The organism is Pseudomonas syringae (assembly GCF_023278085.1).
Taxonomy (GTDB): Bacteria; Pseudomonadota; Gammaproteobacteria; order Pseudomonadales; family Pseudomonadaceae; genus Aquipseudomonas; species Aquipseudomonas syringae_Q.
The window spans coordinates 1,309,069-1,332,600 of the sequence record NZ_CP066265.1 but is presented as its reverse complement, the minus strand read 5'-3'; the positions used below and the strand labels follow the sequence as shown (position 1 = coordinate 1,332,600).

At 56.6% G+C, this 23,532-nt stretch carries 23 protein-coding genes; 6 read left to right on the top strand and 17 right to left on the bottom strand.

Going from position 1 to position 23,532, the window contains the following annotated elements:
- Positions 1-48 precede the first annotated feature (48 nt).
- Positions 49-903: a glycine betaine ABC transporter substrate-binding protein gene (locus tag I9H07_RS06045; protein WP_236423641.1), complete on the bottom strand. Its 855-nt coding sequence runs from the start codon at positions 901-903 to the stop codon at positions 49-51.
- Positions 904-947: 44 nt separating this feature from the next.
- Positions 948-1,187 (bottom strand): hypothetical protein, encoded by a 240-nt coding sequence (locus I9H07_RS06040; protein ID WP_161632837.1) that lies wholly within the window; start codon positions 1,185-1,187, stop codon positions 948-950.
- A 792-nt stretch (positions 1,188-1,979) separates the two neighbouring features.
- Between I9H07_RS06040 and I9H07_RS06035 the strand changes: the two genes are divergently transcribed.
- From I9H07_RS06035 to I9H07_RS06015, 4 genes are all read left to right on the top strand, one after another.
- Complete coding sequence (locus tag I9H07_RS06035; protein ID WP_058823926.1) at positions 1,980-3,278, top strand: serine/threonine protein kinase; 1,299 nt, start codon at positions 1,980-1,982, stop codon at positions 3,276-3,278.
- Positions 3,271-4,083, top strand: a complete 813-nt coding sequence (locus I9H07_RS06030) for an MlaA family lipoprotein (protein ID WP_024671891.1) — start codon at positions 3,271-3,273, stop codon at positions 4,081-4,083. Before I9H07_RS06035 ends, I9H07_RS06030 begins: the two co-directional genes overlap by 8 nt.
- A 118-nt stretch (positions 4,084-4,201) precedes the next feature.
- Positions 4,202-4,789, top strand: coding sequence for a polyribonucleotide nucleotidyltransferase (locus tag I9H07_RS06025; RefSeq protein ID WP_024671890.1), 588 nt, complete (start codon positions 4,202-4,204; stop codon positions 4,787-4,789).
- A 509-nt stretch (positions 4,790-5,298) separates the two neighbouring features.
- Positions 5,299-6,375, top strand: coding sequence for a diguanylate cyclase (locus I9H07_RS06015; protein WP_024671889.1), 1,077 nt, complete (start codon positions 5,299-5,301; stop codon positions 6,373-6,375).
- 4 nt (positions 6,376-6,379) lie between these two features.
- Here I9H07_RS06015 and I9H07_RS06010 read toward each other — a convergent pair whose 3' ends face one another.
- The 6 genes from I9H07_RS06010 to I9H07_RS05985 form a co-directional block, all read right to left on the bottom strand.
- Positions 6,380-7,249: a hypothetical protein gene (locus I9H07_RS06010; protein WP_024671888.1), complete on the bottom strand. Its 870-nt coding sequence runs from the start codon at positions 7,247-7,249 to the stop codon at positions 6,380-6,382.
- Positions 7,250-7,303: 54 nt separating this feature from the next.
- A complete protein-coding gene (locus I9H07_RS06005) occupies positions 7,304-7,738 on the bottom strand; it encodes a hypothetical protein (protein WP_080266483.1) in 435 nt (144 codons plus the stop codon).
- Between the two features lie 256 nt (positions 7,739-7,994).
- On the bottom strand, positions 7,995-8,714 hold the full coding sequence (locus tag I9H07_RS06000) for a hypothetical protein (protein ID WP_024671887.1): 720 nt from the start codon (positions 8,712-8,714) through the stop codon (positions 7,995-7,997).
- A gap of 169 nt (positions 8,715-8,883) precedes the next feature.
- Positions 8,884-9,153 carry a helix-turn-helix domain-containing protein gene (locus I9H07_RS05995; RefSeq protein WP_080266482.1) on the bottom strand — a complete coding sequence of 90 codons (270 nt, stop codon included), beginning with the start codon at positions 9,151-9,153 and terminating at the stop codon, positions 8,884-8,886.
- Between the two features lie 397 nt (positions 9,154-9,550).
- Complete coding sequence (locus I9H07_RS05990; RefSeq protein ID WP_236426084.1) at positions 9,551-10,843, bottom strand: MFS transporter; 1,293 nt, start codon at positions 10,841-10,843, stop codon at positions 9,551-9,553.
- 619 nt (positions 10,844-11,462) lie between these two features.
- Positions 11,463-13,637: a TonB-dependent siderophore receptor gene (locus I9H07_RS05985; RefSeq protein ID WP_058823928.1), complete on the bottom strand. Its 2,175-nt coding sequence runs from the start codon at positions 13,635-13,637 to the stop codon at positions 11,463-11,465.
- Between the two features lie 297 nt (positions 13,638-13,934).
- On the opposite strand from I9H07_RS05985, the gene I9H07_RS05980 reads away from it, so the two are divergent.
- The gene (locus I9H07_RS05980; protein WP_024672731.1) at positions 13,935-14,246 is read left to right on the top strand and encodes a PepSY domain-containing protein; all 312 of its coding nucleotides are present in this window, start codon (positions 13,935-13,937) and stop codon (positions 14,244-14,246) included.
- Positions 14,247-14,329: 83 nt separating this feature from the next.
- Here I9H07_RS05980 and I9H07_RS05975 read toward each other — a convergent pair whose 3' ends face one another.
- From I9H07_RS05975 to I9H07_RS05945, 7 genes are all read right to left on the bottom strand, one after another.
- On the bottom strand, positions 14,330-15,493 hold the full coding sequence (locus tag I9H07_RS05975; RefSeq protein ID WP_024672732.1) for a PQQ-dependent sugar dehydrogenase: 1,164 nt from the start codon (positions 15,491-15,493) through the stop codon (positions 14,330-14,332).
- A gap of 62 nt (positions 15,494-15,555) precedes the next feature.
- Positions 15,556-15,876, bottom strand: a complete 321-nt coding sequence (locus I9H07_RS05970) for a hypothetical protein (RefSeq protein ID WP_024672733.1) — start codon at positions 15,874-15,876, stop codon at positions 15,556-15,558.
- Between the two features lie 151 nt (positions 15,877-16,027).
- Positions 16,028-17,212, bottom strand: coding sequence for a GAF domain-containing sensor histidine kinase (locus I9H07_RS05965; RefSeq protein WP_024672734.1), 1,185 nt, complete (start codon positions 17,210-17,212; stop codon positions 16,028-16,030).
- Between the two features lie 122 nt (positions 17,213-17,334).
- Positions 17,335-18,510, bottom strand: coding sequence for a PAS domain-containing sensor histidine kinase (locus I9H07_RS05960; protein ID WP_024672735.1), 1,176 nt, complete (start codon positions 18,508-18,510; stop codon positions 17,335-17,337).
- Positions 18,500-19,321 (bottom strand): alpha/beta fold hydrolase, encoded by an 822-nt coding sequence (locus I9H07_RS05955; RefSeq protein WP_024672736.1) that lies wholly within the window; start codon positions 19,319-19,321, stop codon positions 18,500-18,502. The genes I9H07_RS05960 and I9H07_RS05955 overlap by 11 nt, the downstream gene beginning before the upstream one ends.
- A gap of 340 nt (positions 19,322-19,661) precedes the next feature.
- On the bottom strand, positions 19,662-20,108 hold the full coding sequence (locus I9H07_RS05950) for a nucleoside deaminase (protein ID WP_236423645.1): 447 nt from the start codon (positions 20,106-20,108) through the stop codon (positions 19,662-19,664).
- 140 nt (positions 20,109-20,248) lie between these two features.
- Positions 20,249-21,262 carry an ABC transporter substrate-binding protein gene (locus tag I9H07_RS05945; RefSeq protein WP_236423646.1) on the bottom strand — a complete coding sequence of 338 codons (1,014 nt, stop codon included), beginning with the start codon at positions 21,260-21,262 and terminating at the stop codon, positions 20,249-20,251.
- 127 nt (positions 21,263-21,389) lie between these two features.
- Between I9H07_RS05945 and I9H07_RS05940 the strand changes: the two genes are divergently transcribed.
- Complete coding sequence (locus tag I9H07_RS05940) at positions 21,390-21,800, top strand: GNAT family N-acetyltransferase (RefSeq protein WP_058823930.1); 411 nt, start codon at positions 21,390-21,392, stop codon at positions 21,798-21,800.
- A gap of 24 nt (positions 21,801-21,824) precedes the next feature.
- Here the strand turns inward: I9H07_RS05940 and def are convergent, their stop codons facing one another.
- Both def and I9H07_RS05930 read right to left on the bottom strand, forming a co-directional pair.
- The gene (gene def / locus I9H07_RS05935; protein WP_024674670.1) at positions 21,825-22,364 is read right to left on the bottom strand and encodes a peptide deformylase; all 540 of its coding nucleotides are present in this window, start codon (positions 22,362-22,364) and stop codon (positions 21,825-21,827) included.
- Positions 22,365-22,410: 46 nt separating this feature from the next.
- Positions 22,411-23,382 carry a YihY/virulence factor BrkB family protein gene (locus I9H07_RS05930; protein WP_058392626.1) on the bottom strand — a complete coding sequence of 324 codons (972 nt, stop codon included), beginning with the start codon at positions 23,380-23,382 and terminating at the stop codon, positions 22,411-22,413.
- Positions 23,383-23,532: the final 150 nt, after the last annotated feature.

Below are 23,532 nucleotides of genomic sequence, written 5' to 3'. Positions count from 1 at the left end.
CGATAACACCAGACGGCCTTGAGAAGGTCATTACAGAGCGTTTCGAGACTATTTAGCAGTCCACGCAGCGACACGGTCCGGGTGTTTGGCAACCCAGTTCTTGGCAGCCGCTTCAGGCTTTGCGCCGTCCTGAATCGCCAGCATCACTTCGCCGATCTCGTCCTTGGAGGCCCACTGGAACTTTTTCAGGAAAGCCACGACGTCCGGCGCTTTTTTCTCCAGGCTCAGGCTGCCAATGTTGTCGACGGTTTCTGCAGCGCCGTAGACGCCTTTGGGATCGTCCAGAAAGCGCAGCTTCCATTTGGCGAACATCCAGTGCGGTACCCAGCCGGTGACCACGATGGCTTTTTTGGCCTTCTCGGCACGGGTGAGCTCGGCGATCATGCCCGCGCCGGAACTGGCCTGCAGTTTGTAGCCGTCCAGCCCATAGTCCTTGATGGCCTGATCGGTTTTGAGCATCACGCCCGAGCCGGCATCGATCCCGGTGATCTTCTTGTTGAAAGAATCATCGGTCTTGAGGTCGTCAATGCTTTTGGCTTTCACGTATTCAGGCACGATCAGGCCGATCTTGGCGTCCTTGAAATTGGGCCCGTAGTTGACGACCTGATCCTTGTACTTGGCGTAATACTCGCCGTGAGTACCCGGAAGCCAGGCGGACAGCATCAGGTCCAGCTTGTCGGTGGCCACCGCCTGCCACATGATTCCGGCTGCGACAGACTGCAACTTGACCTCATAGCCGAGCTTTTGTTTGATCACTTCGGAAGCCACGTAGGTGGTGGCGACGCTGTCGGACCAGCCTTCTACGTACCCGATGGTCAGGCTCTTGGTTTCGGCAATCGCCAGCGTGGAACTGACAGCAAGTACCAGAGCGGCACCCGCCCCCAGTATTTTTCGCATCATCATTGTCGCTTCCCCGGAAGTCTGCACCGACGGTTGTCGGGGCATGGTTAACGTTGTTCTCCAGACCGCCCCCGCGCCCAGCCTCGGGCACCCTGCGCCCTGCACGCTTTGATCGCTGCCGCACGCAATGGCACGCACAGCAACGCCACCTTGATCATCAACCTGCCGAGCAAACAGCCATGCTCTGGCTGCGACACTGAGGCAACGGAGAACGACAACATCCAGCCACCAGCGACGACGCAGGCGAGAAACGTCATGCCCGGCCCGATCTGCAAAGGAAACAGCATGTGTTACCACGAAGTGACAGGGACGAGCCCGAACGGGTAACACGGAAACATTTTTTGCGACGCCGCACAGGTCAGGATTTCGTTACCACAGGCAAGTTTTTGTTTTTAAACGAATTTTAAAAACTGGCACGGGTCCTGCTATGTCTCTAGTACAACAAAAACAAGAAACGATGCAGCAAACCAATAAAAATAAGACGTAACGGCTCTGACACAACAAGAACAAAACGGACAGAGGCGCAGCTAACAGATTTTTTTGGAGTGGATCAGCTTTACAGGGACCTTTCAATGAAAGGCCTCGCGACCGGACCGAGAACAATAAAACTACCGTCAGGTAGCTCCAGAACCGGTGGGATTACCCTGTTGTGCAGGCAGGTGATTAAAGTGAATCAGCGCTCAAAAAAATACGTTTGCTCTTGACCCCGGATGGGGGTCGCACAACAACGCTGTAAAGGGACTGGTCGCCAACAACAATAACAGGCCGCCCTATAACAATAAAAAGAGCACGTGAAACGCATTGGAGGAGAGCTACGGCTCTCCTTTGTGTTTTCCGGCCTCTGAAACCTGCCTGGCTGCCGGCGCTGTAGTGGTGGTCATTCCCCACGCTCGGGTGATCACAGCAGTCCGTTCTCGCCGCATGCGAAAAATAAACCGCATATCTGCATTGAAAAATCCCCGGACCGTGTATTGTTCCGTCATATTTACACGGTTAACCGGTGGATGCGGCACTTTGGCACTACACCTTGGTCATAGCCTGCGTATTTCATCAGCACTTCTTTCCCAAGGGATTTAGTCATGCTCCGTTTTCTGCGCTTCGCTACCGTTATAGGTGGCTTGTGTTTAAGTGCGTCCGCTCTGGCGACCAATGTCGACCCAGCCACCTATGGCTACCCGCTGACTAATCCGTTCGAAGCGACCATTGCGACAACGCCGCCCGATCTGCGGCCCGATCTGCCTGACGATGAAGACATCGATCAGGATGTTTACACCCTGAACCTGCACCCCGAGCGCGAGTTCACCCTGCCCGACAACTTCTGGGCAGTGAAGAAGTTGCACTACCGCCTGGCGAAACAGGATCACGCTGCACCGCTGATTTTCCTGATTGCCGGTACAGGTGCGCCTTACAACAGCACCATCAACGAATTCCTGAAAAAGCTGTATTACGGCGCGGGTTATCACGTCGTGCAGTTGTCCTCGCCTACCAGCTACGACTTCATGAGCTCGGCCTCGCGCTTTGCCACTCCAGGTGTGTCCACGGAAGACGCTGAAGACATCTACCGGGTCATGCAGGCCATTCGTGCCCAGCAGGCGCAGTTACCGGTAACCGAGTACTACCTGACCGGTTACAGCCTCGGGGCGCTGAATGCGGCATTCGTCAGCAAGCTCGACGAAACCCGTCGCAGCTTCAACTTCAAGAAAGTGCTGCTGCTCAACCCGCCGGTCAACCTCTACACGTCGATCAGCAACCTCGACAAACTGGTGCAGACCAACGTCAAGGGCATCAACAACACCACCACGTTCTATGAACTGGTGCTGGCCAAGCTGACCCGTTACTTCCGGCAAAAAGGCTACATCGACCTAAATGACGCCTTGCTGTTCGACTTCCAGCAGTCCAAGCAGCACCTGACCAACGAACAGATGGCAATGCTGATCGGTACGTCATTCCGCTTCTCGTCGGCCGACATCGCGTTCACCTCTGACCTGATCAACCGTCGCGGCCTGATCACACCACCGAAATTTCCGATCTCCGAAGGCACCAGCCTGACGCCGTTCCTCAAGCGTGCCCTGCAATGCGACTTCGATTGCTACCTGACCGAACAGGTCATCCCGATGTGGCGTGCACGCACTGATGGTGGCAGCCTGCTGCAACTGGTGGATCAGGTCAGTCTGTATGCACTCAAGGATTACCTGCACAACAACACCAAGATCTCCGTCATGCACAACGCTGATGACGTGATTCTGGGCTCCGGTGATCTGGGCTTTCTGCGCAAGACCTTTGGCGATCGCCTGACCGTTTATCCTTACGGTGGTCATTGCGGCAACCTTAATTACCGCGTCAACACCGACGCCATGCTGGAGTTTTTCCGTGGCTAAACGTCTTTTACTCCTTGCCGCCCTGCTCTGTGCAGGCACCGCTCAGGCCGCTGACGCGGACACCAGCAACAAGGCTCAGCATCCCGCCACCGTGGCTCGCCAGACTGACGCAGATGGTTTCACTCAGCCACTGAAGTCGCTGCAGTTCAACCCGGGGCTGGATCAGCGCGAATTCGAACGCGCTTCCATCAACGCACTGGAAGTCTACGACCCGCTGGAGTCCTGGAACCGCCGGGTCTACCACTTCAACTACCGCTTTGATGAATGGGTATTCCTGCCTGCCGTGAACGGCTATCGCTATGTGACGCCAGGCTTCGTGCGCAGCGGTGTCAGCAACTTCTTCAGCAACCTGGGTGATGTCTCCAACCTGCTGAACAGCCTGCTGCAGTTCAAGGGCGAGCGCTCGCTGGACACCACCGGTCGCCTGCTGCTCAACACCACTATCGGTATCGCCGGCCTCTGGGACCCGGCCACCATGATGGGTTTGCCGCGCCAGAGCGAAGACTTCGGCCAGACATTGGGCTTTTATGGTGTTCCTGCCGGCCCTTACCTGGTGTTGCCATTGTTCGGCCCGTCGAACCTGCGTGACACCGGCGGCATGCTGTTTGACTACACGGCTGAAAACCAGATCAACTTCCTGAACGTTGCCGAAGTCAGCAACGACCATCCGGAAATCACTGTATTGCGCGCGATTGATCGTCGTTACGTGACCAGCTTCCGCTATGGCCAGTTGAACTCGCCGTTCGAGTACGAGAAGGTCCGCTACGTGTACACCGAGTCGCGCAAATTGCAGGTCGCTGAATAAGCAAACCGCCACACAAGAACGGCCAGCCGGAGTGATCGGGCTGGCCGTTTTTCATGGCACTTTCTTTGTGCCTGAGCACTCCCATGCGGCAGTCATTACCCGTTAAAAAGGAATTTTCATGCGTTCTTTCGGTTTCAAGGCAATTGTAGTGTGCGTCGCGCTGGCCGCCTGCCAGAGCATGATCAGCGTTCAGGCCGCCACCAAACCGCAAGCAACTGCGCCTGCCGCTGCGGCGCAAAAGGTTTCGTTGCTGGGCGGCAAACTGGCGTTTACCGTGCCGGCTGGCTATGTGCAGGGCGAAATGCCTGAGATTGACGCAAAGGCCAAGGCACAGGGCGTATCGGGAGCGTTGTACACCAATGCCACCGACAAACGTGTGCTTATCGTTACCGAAACGCCGATCCCGATGGGCGTTCAGGCCAGCGACAACGACAGCGTGGTGCTGGACGGTCTGGTCACCGGAATACTTGCGCAACAGAGTACCGGCTACAAGGATTTCAAAAAGCTGGGCGACCGCAAGATCGTCAAGAAGAATGGCCTCGGCGTGCGTCAGGTCGACACTTCCGCCACGATGAGTGACACATCAGTGCTGAGCACCTCGATTGTCACCGCGTCCGGCTCTCGGGCCGCCGTGCTGAACGTGGTGTCCAACGCGAAAAATCCCAAAGAGCACGCAGCGCTGGTGAAGACCGTTATCGGTCAGTGATGCACACACCTGCGCAGCTTCGTGCAGTCACTCAATCCACGTGCAGCACGCCGGACAGCCTTGGGCCGGGATCGGTCTGGGGTCGATTATCGGCGGCCTGACCATTGAGCATCTGGGACTGGGCGCAGGGAGGTACGTTGCGGCCGTGGTTGCATTGCTCGCTATTGCCGTCGCTTGGGTTACCAAGACTCAGCAACAAAAAGCATTCGTATAACGTTATTCCGCCTCTCTGAATGATCGGGCAGTGTGTTTGTAAATACGCAGACACACTGCCTGGTTATTTCAACCGGCATCGCCTTATATCTTTCGTCATATTTTTGAACAGTTTTAAAGACTGGTTCTGTCAGTTAATTGACTCTGAAACAGCCCTTCATCTGCAATATGTAGCTATTTGACATCTCCCAGCAAAATCCTCTTCCCATGGCTCTGGTGAACGCTCAAACTCCCGCCTTTCGGTTAAGCGATGGTGTTTTCTGACCGATTCAGAAAGTCACGTCTGGTAAGAAACCATGAGCACACATCACCGTAGGGGACTGTCATTCGCGAAGCGAATTTACGCCCCGAGAACACTCGGTGGCAGTGTTGGTTTTATTACTGTCGCGGTGTCGTTGTATTACATGAATGCTGCGCACTGGCTCTGGTCACTGGCGCTGATCAATGCATTGGTATGGCCTCATTTCGCTTACCAGGTCGCCAAAAACTCGGATGAACCCTACGCGGCAGAATGGCGCAACCTGCTTTTCGATTCGCTGATGGGGGGCTTCTGGATTGGCGCGATGGGATTCAATGCAGTTCCCGGCGTCACAGTCATCGCAATGATGGCCATGCATAACATGGCCGCGGCAGGTCCGCGACTGATGCTGCAAGGCTTTTGTGCGCAGGCACTGGGGGTGCTGATCTCGCTGGCCGCACTCGATCCTGTCGTCAATCTGCAAGGCAACATGGCGCAGATCTATGCCTGTCTTCCCGTGCTGGTGGTCTACCCCATCTTCATCGGCTGGATGAACCATCAGGTCACGCTAAAGCTGCGGGAGCACCGCAATATCCTGCGCCAACTCAGCCGCACCGACAGCCTGACCGGCCTGCTCAATCATGGCGCGTGGAAAGACCTGCTCGATCTGGAGTTCGCCAAGAGCCGCAGCCAGCATCGACAGTGCGCTATCGCCTTGCTCGACATTGATCACTTCAAGATCATCAACGATACCTACGGCCACCTCATGGGCGATACGGTGCTGCAGAATATCAGCGAGGCACTGGTCGAAAGTCTTCGCGATACCGACCTGATCGGGCGCTGTGGGGGCGATGAATTCTGCGTCATTTTGCCGGATACAAGTTCACGCCAGGCGGAGGAAATTCTTGAGCGCCTGCGCCAGGCCATTGATGACTTCACCTATTCACTGCACTTTGAACTCAGGGTCAGCCTGAGTATCGGCATAGCTGCACATACCCCTGAACTGACCGACGCCTCGACCTGGTTGCATGAGGCAGACAAAGCGCTTTACCTCGCCAAAAGCAACGGCCGCAACCGCGTGGTGAATGCTGACACTGCGCCAGAAAAGTGCCCGGCACTGGGCGTCAAGGCCTGATCCTTCAACGCTTGTCCTTGAACAACATATCGAACAGGGATGAGAAACTTTTGACCCCCATGGCTTTCAGGAAGGTCTCGCGCATGTCGGCGCGCAGGCTTTCAAGGGTTATTTCCTTGGGTTTGGTGGATTTTTTTGCGGATGTTGTTTCTTGAGCGTCGCCTTCGCCGGGCGTGTACTTTTCCTTGGACAGCGTCCTTATGTAGTCGCTCTTCTGGCTTTTATAAGTAGCGAAATCTGCACCCAGTTGCTCAGCTCTTTCCCCCGCCGTCGAGAACCTGTTGATTACTTTTTCCATGAACTCAAAATTATTGTGACCTATGGACCCGTAGTCCTTGTCAGTGATGAAGCGAACAAACCCCTGATCCAGCCGCGTTGTTTTTAACGTATCGCTCTCGGTAATACGCTTCGCGGTGGCCGCGTGCTGCTCGGTAAAACTGTAGAAAACCTTGTGGCCTTCCATGTCATATGTTTTGCCTTGGTTATGAGGAAGCATTATCCCTCCATTATCACTCTCCCTATAAGACGCCAACTCAAACGCCAGATCATCGACATAGCCCAGATCAGCTCCCTGAGCACTCGCCCACTCGTAAACATCACCCAGCAACCTGCGATCATCCCGGGTTAAAAAAAACGCCTCGGGCATGGACATTCCACATTCGGCTTTCCCGAGCATGGGCGCAGAACGACCAGAGTCCGCGAGCCCGAACACTCTGTGTTTCAAGAGAGCCTGGCCGCTGATACTCACTGCAGAGTCTGGAGAACTTGGTCGGAGGGGGAGATTGGCAAATGGGGGCATATTTTTCGCCGCCCTTTTATCGTCAAGTTGTTGCGCGACTATCAGTGCTTCTGCTCCGGAACTTATGACTCGCATGACGTTGGCTCCTGCCCCGTAAGATCCCTGACGGTTATCGCCAGGGATTAACAATTAATACGTTAAATGAAAAGTGACTGTTTCTGGTCCTGCGGGCTTACTTTGCCATGGTCCACTTGCAGCTTTGTGTTTTATCAAAACATCTGATGCATAGCTGAACCCCGAGTTATTAAAGTAATCAGTATCGCCTGGCATACCTGGATCAATCTGGATACAGCTCGACTCGTGTACGCCTTCGCGTCGAAAGCATATTTTTGCTTCCTCGCCTGTACTCTGAGGAAAAGACGTAGCCGTCCAGGAAAGCTTTCGCAACCGGGAATTATTAGCTGCACCCCGGGGATAATCAGACAGCTTCAACTGGTGCCTGGAAAACGCACTGTGGCCAGGTCCGTTGATAGACGTCGGCGTTCTTGTAGTCGTTACCGAATAATCGGCCGCCTGGCTGGCAGCCGATACCAGCAACAAAATCAAAGGTGCTACATTTTTCATAGTTTTTACTCCAATATTTTAAAAATCAAATACGTTGGCCGTACGAAAGCTGCAGACGTGGAAAACTTTCGCACGAACGCCTATTCCTTATCATTCACCGAACGCGCTAACGCGCATCAAGCTTGAAATTGTTTTGTTAGAAAAACCCGAATCACTTATAAAAAATCACATCAGCCGACCTGTATCAACATCCACTAACATCACAGTCATTTCTGACAATACTGATACGCCTCGCAACAACCCACCCCGCACGCTCTCAATCAATAGAAAGCTCAAAAGAGGACAGGTTATTCAACAACCATTCCGGCGTATGCCTTTCCAGCAAAGCGCCAATGGGCTGTTCCATTATCAGTTTGCCGTAGCGTGTTTCCTCGTAATCAAGGTGCGCTTGCTGGGCAGCCCGATAGTTGAGCGGGTAGATACTTTTTTCGATGGGCAACAGCCTGTCAAAGTGTTCCAGCAGACCATGGAAGACGATGCGGCGCTCGACGGTTTCCCGGGTGGTGGCGATCAGCTTGACGAAGTACTCGCTGTCACGGTGCCTTAGTGCCTCACGGGCTGCGTAACGCTCAACCAGGGTGTGCATCGAGCAGTCATCGAACACGATGCAGCACAGGTCTTCGCGCAACATGCCTTTGAACGGGTTTTCTGCCTGGGGTCGGCGGCAATGCAAACCCAGTACAAACTGAACCGCACGTTCGGCGATGGCTAGACGCTTGCGTCCGCGCAACCCCTCCAGGTCTTCGAACAAAGGTGCCTGACGCCCATGCGTGCGGACCTGACGGGCGAATTTTGCAAACAGGCCCACAGGGCCTGATAGCTTGGCCTGCTGCTCCGCCAGTTGAGGAACAGAAAGCGCGGACTGTCGTGTCGCCAACTGGTGAAAATCCGTGGTCAGATTCAAGCCGGATCGGTGCGGGTCCAGTTGCAATGGCTGAACGAGTTGTGACTCGCTCCGACGAAAACAAACAGTCATGAGAGACTCCTTTATTGTTTATATGTTTTGCACATATCCCTTTGTACAGACGGCCAGGCAGAAGACCGCCCCTGTAACGACCAGGAAGCAACATGCTTTTTTATCGACCTGCCTGACAGTGCCCAGCAATACTGAACGTGCTAACACGTAATGTTTATCTCAAGACACATTATGTATGAACAAGCTCATTGCACAATCCGACAGATGTAGGGGGTCGCGTATTTTTTAGGGGGATCAGTAACGATACACAGCGAGCCATGAGCTCGACACGGGTCCTGACCTGATTTTTTCTGAGCAGCGAAGACACATGATCGCGCACTGTGTAGCCACTGATACTGAGCTGTTTGGCAATTTCCTTGTTCGTGCAGCCTTGCAGCAACAGGCCAAGAACTTCTTGTTCCCTGATCGTCACCCACATGATATTCCCTCTTGCCATCATTTTGCCCAAAGACAGTTTGTAAGATTGTTCCTACATTTGCCGCCCATGGCTCAAAGAGTAAATCGGCACGGAGTTCTTTTTATTTAGGTTTGTGTTCTCCATGACCTGCCTACCTCTCCATGACGTCTTGTAACAACTTCCCTGATCAGAAAGAAAACCGTTCGAAAACACCTAACATGAGGAAAATTCCTACATGAAATACGGAAAACTTCCGACTATTTTATTTTCATTCCCACAGCAAGACGTGAGCCGACACACTTTTTAGAAAGCGTACTAAAGCAGACTAATTAAAGGCGACGTATGTACCGACAGGGGCAAGATAAACTTGCGCAATGAGAATTACAATCAGCTGTTACAATTACGCTGACGGGCTTGCGGAACTTTCCCGAAATCTTTGTTACACAGCCTTTATATTTTGCTGCCTGCCGTACACGGTGGCGGTGAGCCCCCCTAAAATGCCCATGATCAGGCTATACAGCACACAGACCCAGATATTCCAGGGCATCAGCGCGATCAGCAGCAGCGGCGTGGTACTTGCCCAGAGCGCATAGGCGATGTTGTAGGTAAAGGAAATGCCCGAGACCCGGATGCTTGCCGGGAACAGCCCGATCATTATTGAAGGCACCACGCCGACGATCCCGCACGCCATGCCGGCGATTGCATAGGCGACGCCAAGAGGCAGCCAATGATTGATGAGGCTGGCGTACAGCACGCCAATGCCCATTGGCATCAGCAGGCTGTAGATCATCGCAGCGCGCCATGCGCCGATCCGGTCGACCAGCCTGCCTGCCAGCACACAGCCGATATTGAGGAACACGATGCCCACGGCGCTCAGTGCAAAGGTCTCGCTGGCGCTGATACCAAAACGCTGTTGCATGACAGTCGGGGTAATCACCACCAGCACCACCACAGCGGAGGTCAGTACGAACGTCAGCAGTGCAGCGGGCAGCAAGGATGGCCGATGATCACGCAACACGTGGCCAAGCGGCAAACCTGGCTGATTTTTGCGCTGGGCGTGCATGGCGATAAAAACCGGGGTTTCGCTAAGCCAGCGGCGCAGCCAGACACCGACTACGCCGAATACGCCGCCGAGCAAAAACGGTATGCGCCATGCCCAATCGAGAATCTCCGCCGGGCTGAAGACCCGCGCCAGCCAGGCGGCGGTCAGCGCGCCCAACAGATACCCGAACGTCAGGCCCGCCTGCAACACGCCCAGTGCATAACCCCGGCGACCTTCGGGCGCGTGCTCGGCCACGAACACCCATGCACTGGGCACTTCACCGCCCACCGCAGCACCTTGCACAATGCGTAGCGCCAACAGCACCAACGGTGCCCAGTAACCGATCTGTGCGTAGGTAGGCATCACGCCGATCAGCAGACAAGGCAGGGCCATCATCAGGATACTGAGGCTGAACACCCGCTTTCGCCCCAGTCGGTCGGCGAAATGCGCCATCAGAATCCCGCCCAGCGGGCGTGCCAGGTAGCCGGTGACGAAGATGCCGAAGCTTTGCAACAGACGCAGCCACTCGGGCATGTCCGGTGGAAAAAACAGCTGGCTGAGGGTCAGGGCGAAGAACACGAAAATGATGAAATCGTAGATTTCCAGTGCCCCACCCAGCGCCGCAAGGCTCAAGGTCTTGTAATCGGCTTTGCTGAAAGGCTGAGGAGTGGAATGTACGATGGCCGTCATGAAGTGGAGCATCCGAAACATGGCTGAAAAGAACACCCTGCGCTCGCAGGGCGCGAAGAATAGCAAAGCTTGCAGGCGTACTGATACGGAGCTGAAGGCTGCGCCAGGATGTCAGGTGTTCATCGCTGCCATTTGAAGGTAGAACGCTTATGGTTCTTGTAAGGTCAACCGACTCTCGTGCCACTTGGCATTGACCTGCCGTTCAGGAAACTCTGCGTCCCTTGCGACGCAGAGCGTCGTGAACTGTATTCCCACGCTGGAGCGTGCGGAATAAGAATCTCAACTATCGTGCCAATGCTCCGCGTTGGTTGCCCTTCAGGACGCTCCGCGTCTGCTTGCGACCAGAGCGTCGAAACTGTATTCCCACGCTGGAGCGTGCGGCACAAGAAGCTCAACTATCGTGCCAATGCTCCGCGTTGGCATGCACTTCAGGGCGCTCCGCGTCCGCTTGCGACCAGAGCGCCGAGAACTTTATTCCTACGCTGGAGCGTGCGGCACAAGAATCTCAACTATCGTGCCAATGCTCCGCGTTGGCATGCCCTTCAGGACGCTCCGCGTCCGCTTGCGACGCAGAGCGTCGAGAACTGCATTCGAACAGGCTCGCAGCCTGCTTATCGGTTCAAAAATTGACGGTGGCCGACAATCTAGCGGTTCTGGGTGCACCCATGAACAGGTAGTCATCGCCCAGGTATTCGCCAGCATCGCGCCAGTAGCGCTTGTCGAACAGGTTGTCCACGGTCAGTCGCAGAACCGTGTCGTAACCGCTCAAGTTGGTGCTGTAGCGGCTGCCGACGTTGAACAGCGCATAGTCATTGACCTGCACCGTCCCTGTGCGGTCAGCGTATTTGCTTGCGCTGTATTGCACGCCACCCAGCAGCGCCAGGCCGTGGATCGGCAAGCTGTAATCGGCCTGCAACGCCGCACGGTATTTGGGCACGTTGAGCGCCTGATGGCCTTCATAGGTCTCGGTGCCGCTGCCTTCAACGCGTGCACGAATTGCCGCCGCGCTGGCCGATATCTGCAGACGGTCGGTCACCCGGCCACTGGCACTCAGTTCGAGCCCGGTATTCTTCTGCTCGCCCTGCTGAACATACGTAAAGGTGCCGTCGTCGTTGGGCCTGGAATACTGATAAGCCTGGCGGGCCTGAAACAACGCAGCAGTCAGGCTCAGGCGCTGCCAGTCGTATTTGATGCCCGCCTCCAGCTGCCTGGACACAGTGGGCGCGAGGATTTCGCTGGCATTGGTGGTGAACCAGGCGGCAGTCCCGCCCAATGACAGGCCCTTGCTGTAGCTGGTGTAGAGCGAAACGTTGTCCACCGGCTTGTAGATCAGCGCCGCCTGAGGCAGAAAGACCGAACGCTCGGTATGCCGTGCATCGCTGCCGTCCTCGGCAAACGCCTGCTCGTCAAGTCGCACCTGACGGCCGCCCAGCACGGTTTGCCAGTGTTCGTTGAAGCTGATCCTGTCCGTGACGAACAGTCCGTACTGGCGGCTGTCCAGACGGCGCTCAGTGTGCGGCAGAGCCAGGCTGGACGGTGCAACGGTGTCGGGCGACTCGTTGATGTTGCCCGAACCGACGAACTCGTTGAAGGTACCGCGCGTGTCTACCGTGCGCCGGTAACCACTGGCGCCATAGGTCAGCTCATGTTCGAGCGGGCCGGTAGTGAATGTGCCGGACATCGCCGCCTCGACCTCATCATTGCGACGCGTGTCGTCCGGGCTGCGAAAGTCGTAGATATCATAGCCACCCTCGGCGCTGAAATGATTGGGCACCGCCTCTGCCGCGCAGCTGGCCGAACCGTAGCAGCCCCAGGCGAACGCACTGTAGTCGTCAATCACCACCCTGCTTCGCGAGGCGCTGAGGCTGCCCTTCCAGGCATCGCTGAAGCGGTATTCGAAACGACCGCTCATGTTCAGCGAATCCATTCCGACCGGGTTGGACCAGTGCTGATAACCCAGCAGCTTGCGCGGCGAGGCATCATGGGGCAGCGTCGTACCACCGAGCAGTTGGTAGCCCGGCACCGAGCGCTGCTCTTTGGTCTGGTATTCGACGTCGAGTTGCAGCAAGGCACGCTCGCTGATGTTCCAGTCGAACGCCAGCGACGCGAAATCACGCTGGCCATCAGCATGCTGCACGTACGAGCGAATATCTTCATGAGCGAGGTTGGCGCGCAATCCGAACTGTTGCTCGCTACCAAACCAGCCGCCAATGTCGGTCGCCAGGTAGCGCTCACCCTGTTCATTGGTGGACACCGTGACCGAGCGCACATCCTGCGCCCGCTTGGTCTGATAGTTGATCACGCCGCCGGGCTCTGACACGCCGCTCTGCAGGCCAGACAGGCCCTTGAGCAACTCGACCTGCTGTTTGTTTTCCAGCGCCACGTTCTGTTCACCGGCAATGCTTCGGCCGTTGATGCGATAGCTATTGGCCGCGTTCAGGGAAAACCCGCGCACCACAAAATTTTCGTAGTAGCCCACCGGCGCATAACCGTCACCGACCGAGGCATCGTTACGCAGCACGTCGCTCAGCAGCCTGGCCTGGCGATCCTTGATCAACGCTTCGGTAAAGACAGAAACCGAAGCCGGCGTGTCCAGCAACGAAGCCTGATCGGACCCGGCAATCGACGCGCGCGTCGCCTGGTAATCCGTGGCGCTGGCCTGATCGCTGAGCCCTGTCACATTGACCGCCTCCAGGTTCACTACCTCGGCGGCCAGCAGAGGCGAGGCGAAGGCCATGCTCAAGGGCAACAGACGCCGGGCGAATCGCGTGGCAGGTCGGCAGGGCGTACTCATTGATCTGACTCCGGAAGGGCTGGCCTGGATAGACGCAACGCACCTTCCGGCAGGGGGCCACCTTTTACGTTCAACGGTGGTTTTTTTCAAGCCTTGCATGACACGCTGACTGCAAACACACTGCGCTGGAAAACCTGACTTACGCCTCAAACAACAAGCACCCGACCGAGGCGAAACGCGAGTGAGGATAATTAAGCGTGAATTAAGTATGCATGGCTAATCTGGCTTCAACAAAAACGCTGAACCCCTCGGCGTGTCATGTATCTATTAGAACAGATCAATCAGAAAGGAAATATCATGAAACTTATACCTGCCCTCTTCGCTGCCGTTACCTTGACCGCTGCTGCCGGTATTGCCCAAGCCGACATCGGCCCTGATGAAGTCGTTCGCCTGCACAAGGCTGGCACCGTCGGCGACTTCGAACAGTTCAACAAGCAGGCACTGGCCAAGCACCCTGGTTTCACTGTACATGACACAGAATTGGAAAAGGACAAGGCCGGTCGCCTTGTCTATCAGATTGAATTGAAAAACACCAAGGACAATACCGAATGGAACTACGACGTTGATGCCAAGACCGGTGAAGTCGTGCGTGACTCCAAGGACAATTGATCCTGTCACTTGATGCGTCAAAGCCATAAAGAAAATTCCCACACTCTCGTGGGAATTTTCTTATTCAGCCTACTGAAACTTCATTATTTGGCCAGACCCACTTTCAACACACTGCCATCGTCATCATCGGTCAGCAAGTACAGGTATCCATCTGGCCCCTGACGAACATCGCGTATGCGCTGCTTCATGTCTTTCAACAGACGCTCTTCATGGACAATCTTGTCGCCGTCGAACTGCAGGCGAATCAACTCTTCAGTTGCCAGCGCGCCAATGAACAGACTGTGATCCCACGCCTTGAACTGGCTGTGATCATAAAATGCCATGCCGCTGACGCCCGGTGATTGCTCCCATACCTGAAACGGTACTTTAGTGCCCTCTACGAACTTGCCTTTGGCCTCGGAGATCGGCACGCCCGAATAGTCGATGCCGTGGGTAGCAATCGGCCAGCCATAGTTCTGCCCGCGCTCGACGATATTCACCTCATCCCCTCCTTTGGGACCATGCTCGTCAAGCCACAACGTACCGGTCCACGGATTAAGTGTCGCGCCCTGCGGGTTGCGATGGCCGTAGGACCAGATTTCCGGACGTACGTTTTTCTGCCCGACAAAAGGGTTGTCTTTAGGTACGCCACCGTCGGCGTTGAGCCTCACCACCTTGCCCTGCAGTTTGTCCAGGTCCTGAGCAGTCGGCCGGTTATTGTTCTCGCCCAGCGTGATGAACAAGTAACCGTCACGGTCAAAGACCAGCCGTGCGCCGAAGTGGTTGCCGACCGACAGTTTTGGCTCTTGGGTGAAGATCTTTTCAAAACCTTCCAGCTTCGTCATGTCGGCAGACAGACGACCTCGTCCAGCCGCGGTGCCAGCCTTGTCGCCCTCGGCGGCAGTTTTGCCGTTACCTTCGGAGTAAGTCAGGTAAACCATTCGGTCTTTGGCGAAGTCCGGAGACAGCACCACGTCAAGCAGGCCGCCCTGCTTCTGTGCCCAGACCTCGGGCACGCCTGAAAGCGGTGCCGACAGTTTGCCGTCGGCCGTCACCAGGCGCAGATTGCCGGAGCGCTCAGTCACCAGCATGCCTTGTCTGTCGGGCAGAAACGCCACTGCCCATGGATGATTCAAGCCACCAGCCACCTGGCTGACCGTCACTGTGCCCAGCTCGCTCTTGTAGTTCTCTGTAGCAGCACCGGCAGTCAATGGCAGGCTCAGGATGGCCGCAGTACACAACGTCGCGATCAGGGTTTTTCTCAACATGGGCGATTCCTTATGCATTAGGTGGGCGTGCCGCCTGGTGAGGAGCACGCAGATTTGACGATTCAGTTGTCGCGCTGGGGCGAAGTCGAGGGCGTAACAGGACGAGAGGGTGTCTGGCGCGTTGGATAACCGTTGCCGATGCCACCGTTTTCCAGGGTCGGCTTGCGAACCGGTGGCGCAATGTTCGGCGCGCGAGTGGGCGGTGTATTGGGTTCGGTCCCCTGACGGCTATTGGGGTTGGCCCGACGGATCGGACTGTTATAGGGGTTGCTGCTGGCACCGCTGTCGCGCGTACTGTTCGGCAGGGTTTGCGCCTGGACGACACTGACACTCGCCGATACACCAAGCACGATCCAGGCGATATTGCGCACAAAACTGTTCATCACTACCTCTGCGGAACGGTGAGGACTCGGCTGTTTGATGGCAGATGAGGCTGCAGGTTCGACCGGGCGATCTCGATGAGCAAGCAAAGCGGTGCGAGAGTTTGTAACAAGAATGGTCAACTGCTGCTCGGAAAGCCGTTCGCAGGGACCGTTACGCGGACTTCAACGGCATGCTGAACGTGAAAATAGTGCCTCGCTCACGGGTTGAGCACACGCTTAGCGTGCCACCATGGGCAAGAGCAATCTCGTTGGCGATGTACAGGCCAAGGCCCAGCCCGGCCTGCGGTTCGTCGGTCACAGGGCGCGAATAAGGCAGGAACAGCTGCGAACGGATCGATTCGGGTATCGGCTCACCCTGGTTGGTCACGCTGAGCAGAAACAGCTCGCCTTGCACCTCTGCCGCAACCTGTACCGGGCTGTGGGCATCACCATGAGTGATCGCGTTGGAGACCAGATTTGAGAGCATTTGCGCGATCCGCTCGTGGTCGCAACGAATGCGCTCCAGCATGCCGATATCCGACTCGATCACCCGGGACGGGTGGACTCGCTGTATTTCTGACACGACGTGCTCTAGGGTTTTATCCAGCCCTTCGGCGTCGTGAATGCTCAACGGGATGCCATGGCCCATTCGGCCACGGGCGAAGTCGAGCACGTCGTCCACCAACTGAGAAGCGCGTTTGCCTGACCTCAGGATGTGCTGAACGATCTCACAGGCTTTGTCATCCAGCATGCGCCGCTGCAACAGCTCGGCGCTGGCAGTGATGGCAAACAGCGGATTGCGCAGGTCATGCCCGAGCACGGCAATGAACTGCTCACGTAACTCGGCCACTTCGCGTTCCGCCAGCAAGTCAGCCTGCACTTGCTGCATGCTTTCCTCGGCCTCGATCTGCAAGGCCAGCAGACGCGCGAACGACTCCATCATGGCCTGGACAGGCGTGCCGATGAGCTTGGCGGGCTTGGGGTCCAGTGCGCAAATAGTGCCGAAGAAGCTGCCGTTAGTAAGAAACACCGGCACCGAAATGTAGCTCTGGAAGTTGTACAGGCGCGGGGTGTGATGCTCACAGAACAGGGCATCCTTGGCCACGTGATCGATCACCACCGGCTGATGAGAACTGCGTATTTCGTGGCAGATGGTGCTCGTCAGCTCCAGCTCGCCGCCTGGCTTCAGACCAAAACTCAGGTTGTCCAGCACGGCACAGGCTGTCCACGAACTTTCCGTGACGCGGGCGATGGCTGCAAAGCCCAGACCGGTGGATTCGGTAATGACCTGCAGAATGGCCGGCACAGCGCTGATTCGGCTGATTGTGGCGATATCGTTTGCAACGGAATGCCGCATCTCGGACCTGTCAGGAAGCTTGCGGGGAAATTAAGCGCGCTATGTTAAGGCCGTATCATTTTTTGTGCATCAGAGAAGTTCCCGAACCGTGATGACCGGTTCACCTGTTGCAGGGATAGATCTCAGGCTGCAGGACGCGGAAAAGTCGCCGTGAACGTCGTGCCCTCTTGCACCGAGGAGCGCACCGTCACCTCGCCCAGATGCGCCCGAACGATTTCGCGAACGATGAACAGACCCAGCCCGACGGTACGGGTTTCGTCGCTGTCGCTGACTATGCGTACCACTGGCTCATACAGGTCATCCACTTTCTCCATCGGTATGGGCTCACCGAAATTGTGCACAGAGAGCCTGATCACATAGGTGTCGAATGACGAGGTGATGATGATGTCGCTGCCCTGCGCACCATAGGCGACGGCATTGCTCACCAGATTGCCGAGCATTTGCAGCAGTCGATCCGGATCAGCGACGCATGCACCCTCGCCTTCACTGCGATGCATCAAGACGCGCTCGGGGAACACCTGGCGCAGCTCTTCGACGCCACGGGCGATGACTGTGTGCAGGTCTATCGGCTGAAGGGCAACCGTAATGCCGCTGCCGACACGGGCATGAGTAAAGTCCAGCAGGTCAACGATCATGCGATCAGCACGATCGGTGGAATGGTTGATGTGACCGAGGATCCGCTCCTGCCGCGATTCCAGTTGTGTCCGCTCCAGCAGGCCGGCCGCCATTTTTATGGCTGCCAGCGGGTTGCGCAGGTCGTGGCTGACAATGCCGATCATCTGTTCGGCAAAAATGGCCCGAATTTCCGCTTCGGCATGGGCCAGACGCAGACGATTGCGTGCCGAGGTAAGCTCTGTCTGAACGGTCATCTGATGTTGCAGCAGCTCTTCGGCCAGCTTGTGCGCCGCGAGCAGTTCGCGCTCGTACTTGTTGCGCTCTTCGGCAAGAAACACGGCGACCTCGTGGAGAAAACCGGACGGGTATTCGCGACGTACGGCGTTGAGCATCATCGGTACTGGATGACCGTCGGCGTGGATCAATTCGACTTTGACTTCGGCAATCGAACCCTGCGTCTGCAGCATCGGCGCCCAGTGAGTCTGCAGAAACACTTTGCCTGCCACGTTCAGCAAGTCCTGAAAGCGGCGGCCCAGAACAGCCTCACGCGTGAGGCCCAGCCAACGGCAAAAGGTCAGATTGGCGCGCTCGATGGTGCCATTGGGTAGCGTCACCAGCAGCCCGCAGGCCGCGTGCTCGTACAGCTCTTCCGTCACTGGCAGGCTTACCTGTTCAACCGGCATGTTCGACACTCTCGTGAGCATCCAGAAACAGGTTCATGGCTGCGATGCATTCTTCCGGCGCGCTCATATGCGGATAGTGCCCTACGTTATCGATCATGTGCAGCGTGCTGCCCGGAATGACTCGATGCAAGTACTCGCCCACTTGAACAGGCACTACCAGATCATCACTGCTTTGCAGGATCAAGGTCTTGCTCTTGAGCTTTGCGACGTCGGCGCGGTGGTCAGACAGGAACGTCACGCGGGCGAATTGCTTGGCTATCTCGGCGTTGGTGCGGCACAGACTGCTGGCAAGTTCCTCGCCCAACTCCGGCCGGTCCGAGGCCCCCATGAGGGTGGGCGCCATGGTGCTGGACCAGCCCAGGTAATTGCTTTCGAGGGTTTCCAGCAGTGAGTCGACGTCGGCACGGGTGAAACCACCCACGTAATCACCGTCATTGAGGTAGTGGGGTGAAGGGCCGATCATGATATGCCCGTCGAAGCGGCCGGGTGTTTGAAGCTCGGCAAGCACCGCGATCATGCAACTGACCGAATGCCCGACATGTATGACCGGCCCGCTCCCGGCAAACTCGTTCACCAGTTCCAGCAAGTCTGTTGCGTAGCCCTTGAGCGAGGCGTATTTGTGCGGATACCAGGCCGAAACCTCGGAATTGCCACTGCCCACCAGGTCGAACAGCACAACTTTGAAGCGCTCTGCAAAGTGCGGCGCCAGGAACCGCCACATATGCTGATCGCAGCCAAAACCATGGGCAAAAATCAGGGTGGCCGGTCCGTTGCCCATGATGTTGACGTTGTTGCGCTGTAGAACCGACATATCGGGCTCCGAAAAATAGCCACGCAACCGCCACGGTATGCATGCATTAAAGAGGGTTGGAAGAGACTACCATCGTTAAAGGCACACTAGTGGCACAAACAGAACTTTAACGGTGCTGTTTGATGAAATGGCACTGTCGTTCTAGCCCGCGCCTCATGCCCTCGCCCGACTGACGCTGGTGTCTATGCAGAGCGCTCATCGTCTCGCTTTTGATTCTGGCCGAAGGCCTACGGCCAGAAACATGACAGCCCTGTATTCCGGGGTCTACGGGAGTTGTGTATACCGATGAGTGCAGAGCGTGGGCACCAGGGTCGTAAACACGCTCTGAAAGCGACAGGCTTCAGCCCGTTACTTCACCGATGTCTTCGTTCCACAGTTCAGGCTTGCGGGTGATGAAGCCTTGCATCATGTGCCTGCACGCCTCGTTATCAAGGACTTCGATGTGCACACCACGGGAGCGCAGCAGCGCTTCTTCGCCCATGAACGACTGGTTCTCGCCCACGATCACTTTGCGGATGCCGTAGAGCAGGATCGCGCCGCTGCACATGGCGCAGGGTGACAGCGTTGTGTAGAGCACCGCGTCACGATAGACGCTGGCCGGTTGGCGACCGGCATTTTCCAGCGCGTCCATCTCGCCATGCCGGGTAGGACTGCCTTCCTGGACACGGCGGTTGTGGCCGCGACCAATGATCTTGCCGTCATGCACGATGACCGAGCCGATAGGAATTCCACCCTCATCAAGCCCGAGTTGTGCTTCATCAATTGCAGCTTGCATGAATGCGTCCATGATCTTGCTCCGTATCGTTGACTGTCAGTGTTGCAGCGTCATAGGTGTCGGTCGCATTCACGATACCGGCAAACGTGACCACGCGCGAGGCGACTTGATCATGCCGCCCGTTGCGTCAGGCGTCTGGCAAAGGGTTGTGCTCACAAGCTGGCGCTGACTTTGGTCGCGACGTCGGCAGGCAGCCAGGCTTTCCAGACTTCAGGATGCTGCTTGAGAAAGGCCTGGGCCACGACTTTGGGGTCTTGATGCTTAGCGCTCATTTCGCCCAGTGTCTTGTTCAGCAGATCAATCGGCAGATCGACCTTTTCGAAGACGCTCACCAGGTCCGGGTACTGCTTCTTGAACTCGGCAGAGACACCGACCGACAGATTGGCATCCAGCGAGGCACTGCCGCGTGGAGCAGGATTGCTGGCGTCGGTCAGGGTTTTCCAGGCCTCGGCATCAAAAGGCGGTTCTTCCAGTTTGATCAGCTTGTAGCTACCCAGTAACGGCGTGGGTGACCAGTAGTAAAAGAGCACCGGCTTGCCGCGACGAATAGCTGATGCGATCTCCGCATCCAGTGCGGCGCCCGAGCCGGTGCGGAAGTTGACGAAGCTGTCGTTCAAACCGTAGGCCTTGAGCTTCTGGGTGTTGACGATTTCCGAGGTCCAGCCGCTCGGGCTGTTAAGGAATCGGCCTTTGTCAGGCGATTCAGGGTCTTTGAACACGTCCTTGTAGCGCACCAGATCAGCAACCGACTTCAGATCAGGCGCCAGTGGCTTGATGCCTTTCGCGGCATCGCCCTTGATCACGTACTCAGGCACCCACCAGCCTTCGGTGGCGCCTTTGACGATATCGCCCACGCCGAATACCCTGCCTTCGGCTTCAGCCTTGATCCATACCGGACTGCGCCCCGTCCACTCTTCGGCAATCACCTGAATGTCGTTCTTCGCCAATGCGGTTTCCAGGCTCACCGTGCTGCCGGGCAAGGTGTCAGTCGGGTAGCCGTAGCCTTTCTCGACGAGGGTGCGCAGCACTTCGGTGATCAGGCTGCCACTTTCCCAGGTCAGTGCGCCAAAGCGGATCGGGGCGGCTTGGTCAGCCGCCGATACCGACTGACCAAGCAGTCCCAGCGCCAGGAGCGAGTAGCCCAGCAGTCGTGTTATGGATTTCATGTTCACCTCGAATGGCGTGGCAGGATCGGATCTGAACGTATCGACATCAGCACACCACCATTAGTTGTGGCGGCAGCAGGCTCTGTATGATGCTAGCCCTCCATTCCGAGCTGTCGAGCCGCCCGAGATGTCCAAAATCACCTTCTGCACGCTGCCTGACGAGTGCCGCCCCTTGCTGGGCAAGTTCTATCGCGAGCATCAGTCATCCATGCGCGCAACCAGCAAGGGCGAAGTATGGGTGGCCAGACAGCAGGACATCATCGGTGCGCTAAGCCTGACTCCAGTCGCCGACGGCTATTGGCTGACCGCCTTGTTCGTGGCGCCCTCGATGCGCGGCAAACACGTCGCACACCGCCTGATCAGTACTGCGACCGGGCCACTGCAAGGGCCTGTGTGGCTGTTCTGCCACCCTGATCTGCTGGTCTTTTATCAACGTGCGGGGTTTGAAGTTGCCCAGCGTCTGCCGCAGACACTGGGCGAGCGTTTCATGCGCTACAGCCGCAGCAAGCCGTTGATTGCGTTGTGTCGAGAAGCGTAGCGGCGGTTTCGCGCCGACGGCCGATCATTCGTCAGCGTTGGGGTCCATGTCCGGGAACATGACCTCCATGAAGCCGAACTTGCTGAAATCGGTGATGCGCGACGGGTACAAACGACCGATCAGGTGATCGCATTCATGCTGGACAACCCGTGCATGAAAGCCATGGGCGATGCGCTCGATCGGGTTGCCTTGAGGGTCGAAACCCTCGTAACGAATGCTCTGATAACGGTCGACCATGCCGCGCAGGCCGGGCACCGAGAGACAACCTTCCCAGCCCTCTTCCAGCTCGGGACCCAACGGCGTAATCACCGGGTTGAGCAGGATTGTCTGCGGAACCGCTTCGGCTTCGGGATAACGCTCGTTACGCTCGAAACCGAAGATGACCAGTTGCAGGTCGACACCGATCTGCGGTGCTGCCAGCCCCACGCCACTGACGCTGTGCATGGTTTCAAACATGTCGGCAATCAGCGTATTCAGTTCGCTGCTGCCGAACATTTCCGTGGGCACTGGAGGGGCGATGCGCAGCAAGCGCTCATCGCCCATCTTCAGAATGGTACGGATCATGACTGCCTGACCTTTACGTAAAAGGCGATCTTGCCACAGTTAACAATCAGGTTTCATCTGCCTTTGGCAGCGGCACGGAATGATCGCGGCCCAGGCCGGAAACATGCTGTTTGGCACCTGTGTCGCTCTGGTCATCGCCGAGGCCGTCGCCCGGTTCTTTCTCGCCTGCTTCTTTGCCTTCAGCGGACATGTGCTCGATCACCGCATTCATTTCCGCCCCCAGCAGCAACACGGCAGCGGAAATATAGAAATACAGCAGCAACACGATGATCGCACCGATACTGCCGTACATCGCGTTGTAATCGGCGAAGGTTTTGACGTAGAACCCGAACGCCAGCGAGGCGACGATCCACACCACCACCGCCAGCACCGAGCCCGGCGTGATAAAGCGAAACTCCTGTTTGACGTCAGGCATCACGTAGTAGATCAGCGCCACTGCGATCATCAACAGCAGGATGATCGCCGGCCAGCGCAGGATGGTCCACAGCGTGACAATGAAGTCTTCCATACCGATCTGCGCGGCGATCCAGTTCATGACCTGCGGCCCGAGCACCATGAAGGCCGCTGCAGCCAGCAACATGCCGGCAATACCGACGGTATACAGAATCGACAGTGGCAGACGCTTCCAGATCGGCCGCCCTTCGACCACATCGTACGCGGCGTTCATGGCGCTCATCATCAAACGCACACCGGCTGAAGCCGTCCATAGCGCGATCACGATACCGATCGACAGCAGCCCGCCTTTCGATTGCTGCAACTGATCGATGACCGGGTTGACCTGCTCAAGCGCCTGGGGTGGCAGCAGGAACTCGGATTGCAGCCGCAGCCAGGAGAAAAAGTCCGGCAAATGCAGGAAGCCGATCAGCGCGATCAGAAACAGCAGAAACGGGAACAGTGAAAACAGCATCTGGTAAGCCAGTGCTGAGGCATACGTGGACATCTCGTCATCGAGAAACTCGTTGACGGTGCGCACCAACACTTTACCGACGCGCAAATTACGCAAATGGGGGAAAATCATGGCGCTTCCTCTTGCTCCCTTACTGGAACACCTAACATCCTGAAGACCGGAATTTCCGGCATCGGCCGGTACGATCAAGGTAACGGGCCTGCGATTACCGATGGCACATTGACTGGGCAGGTCAGGAAAGGTTTCAGTTCCCTGAAGCAG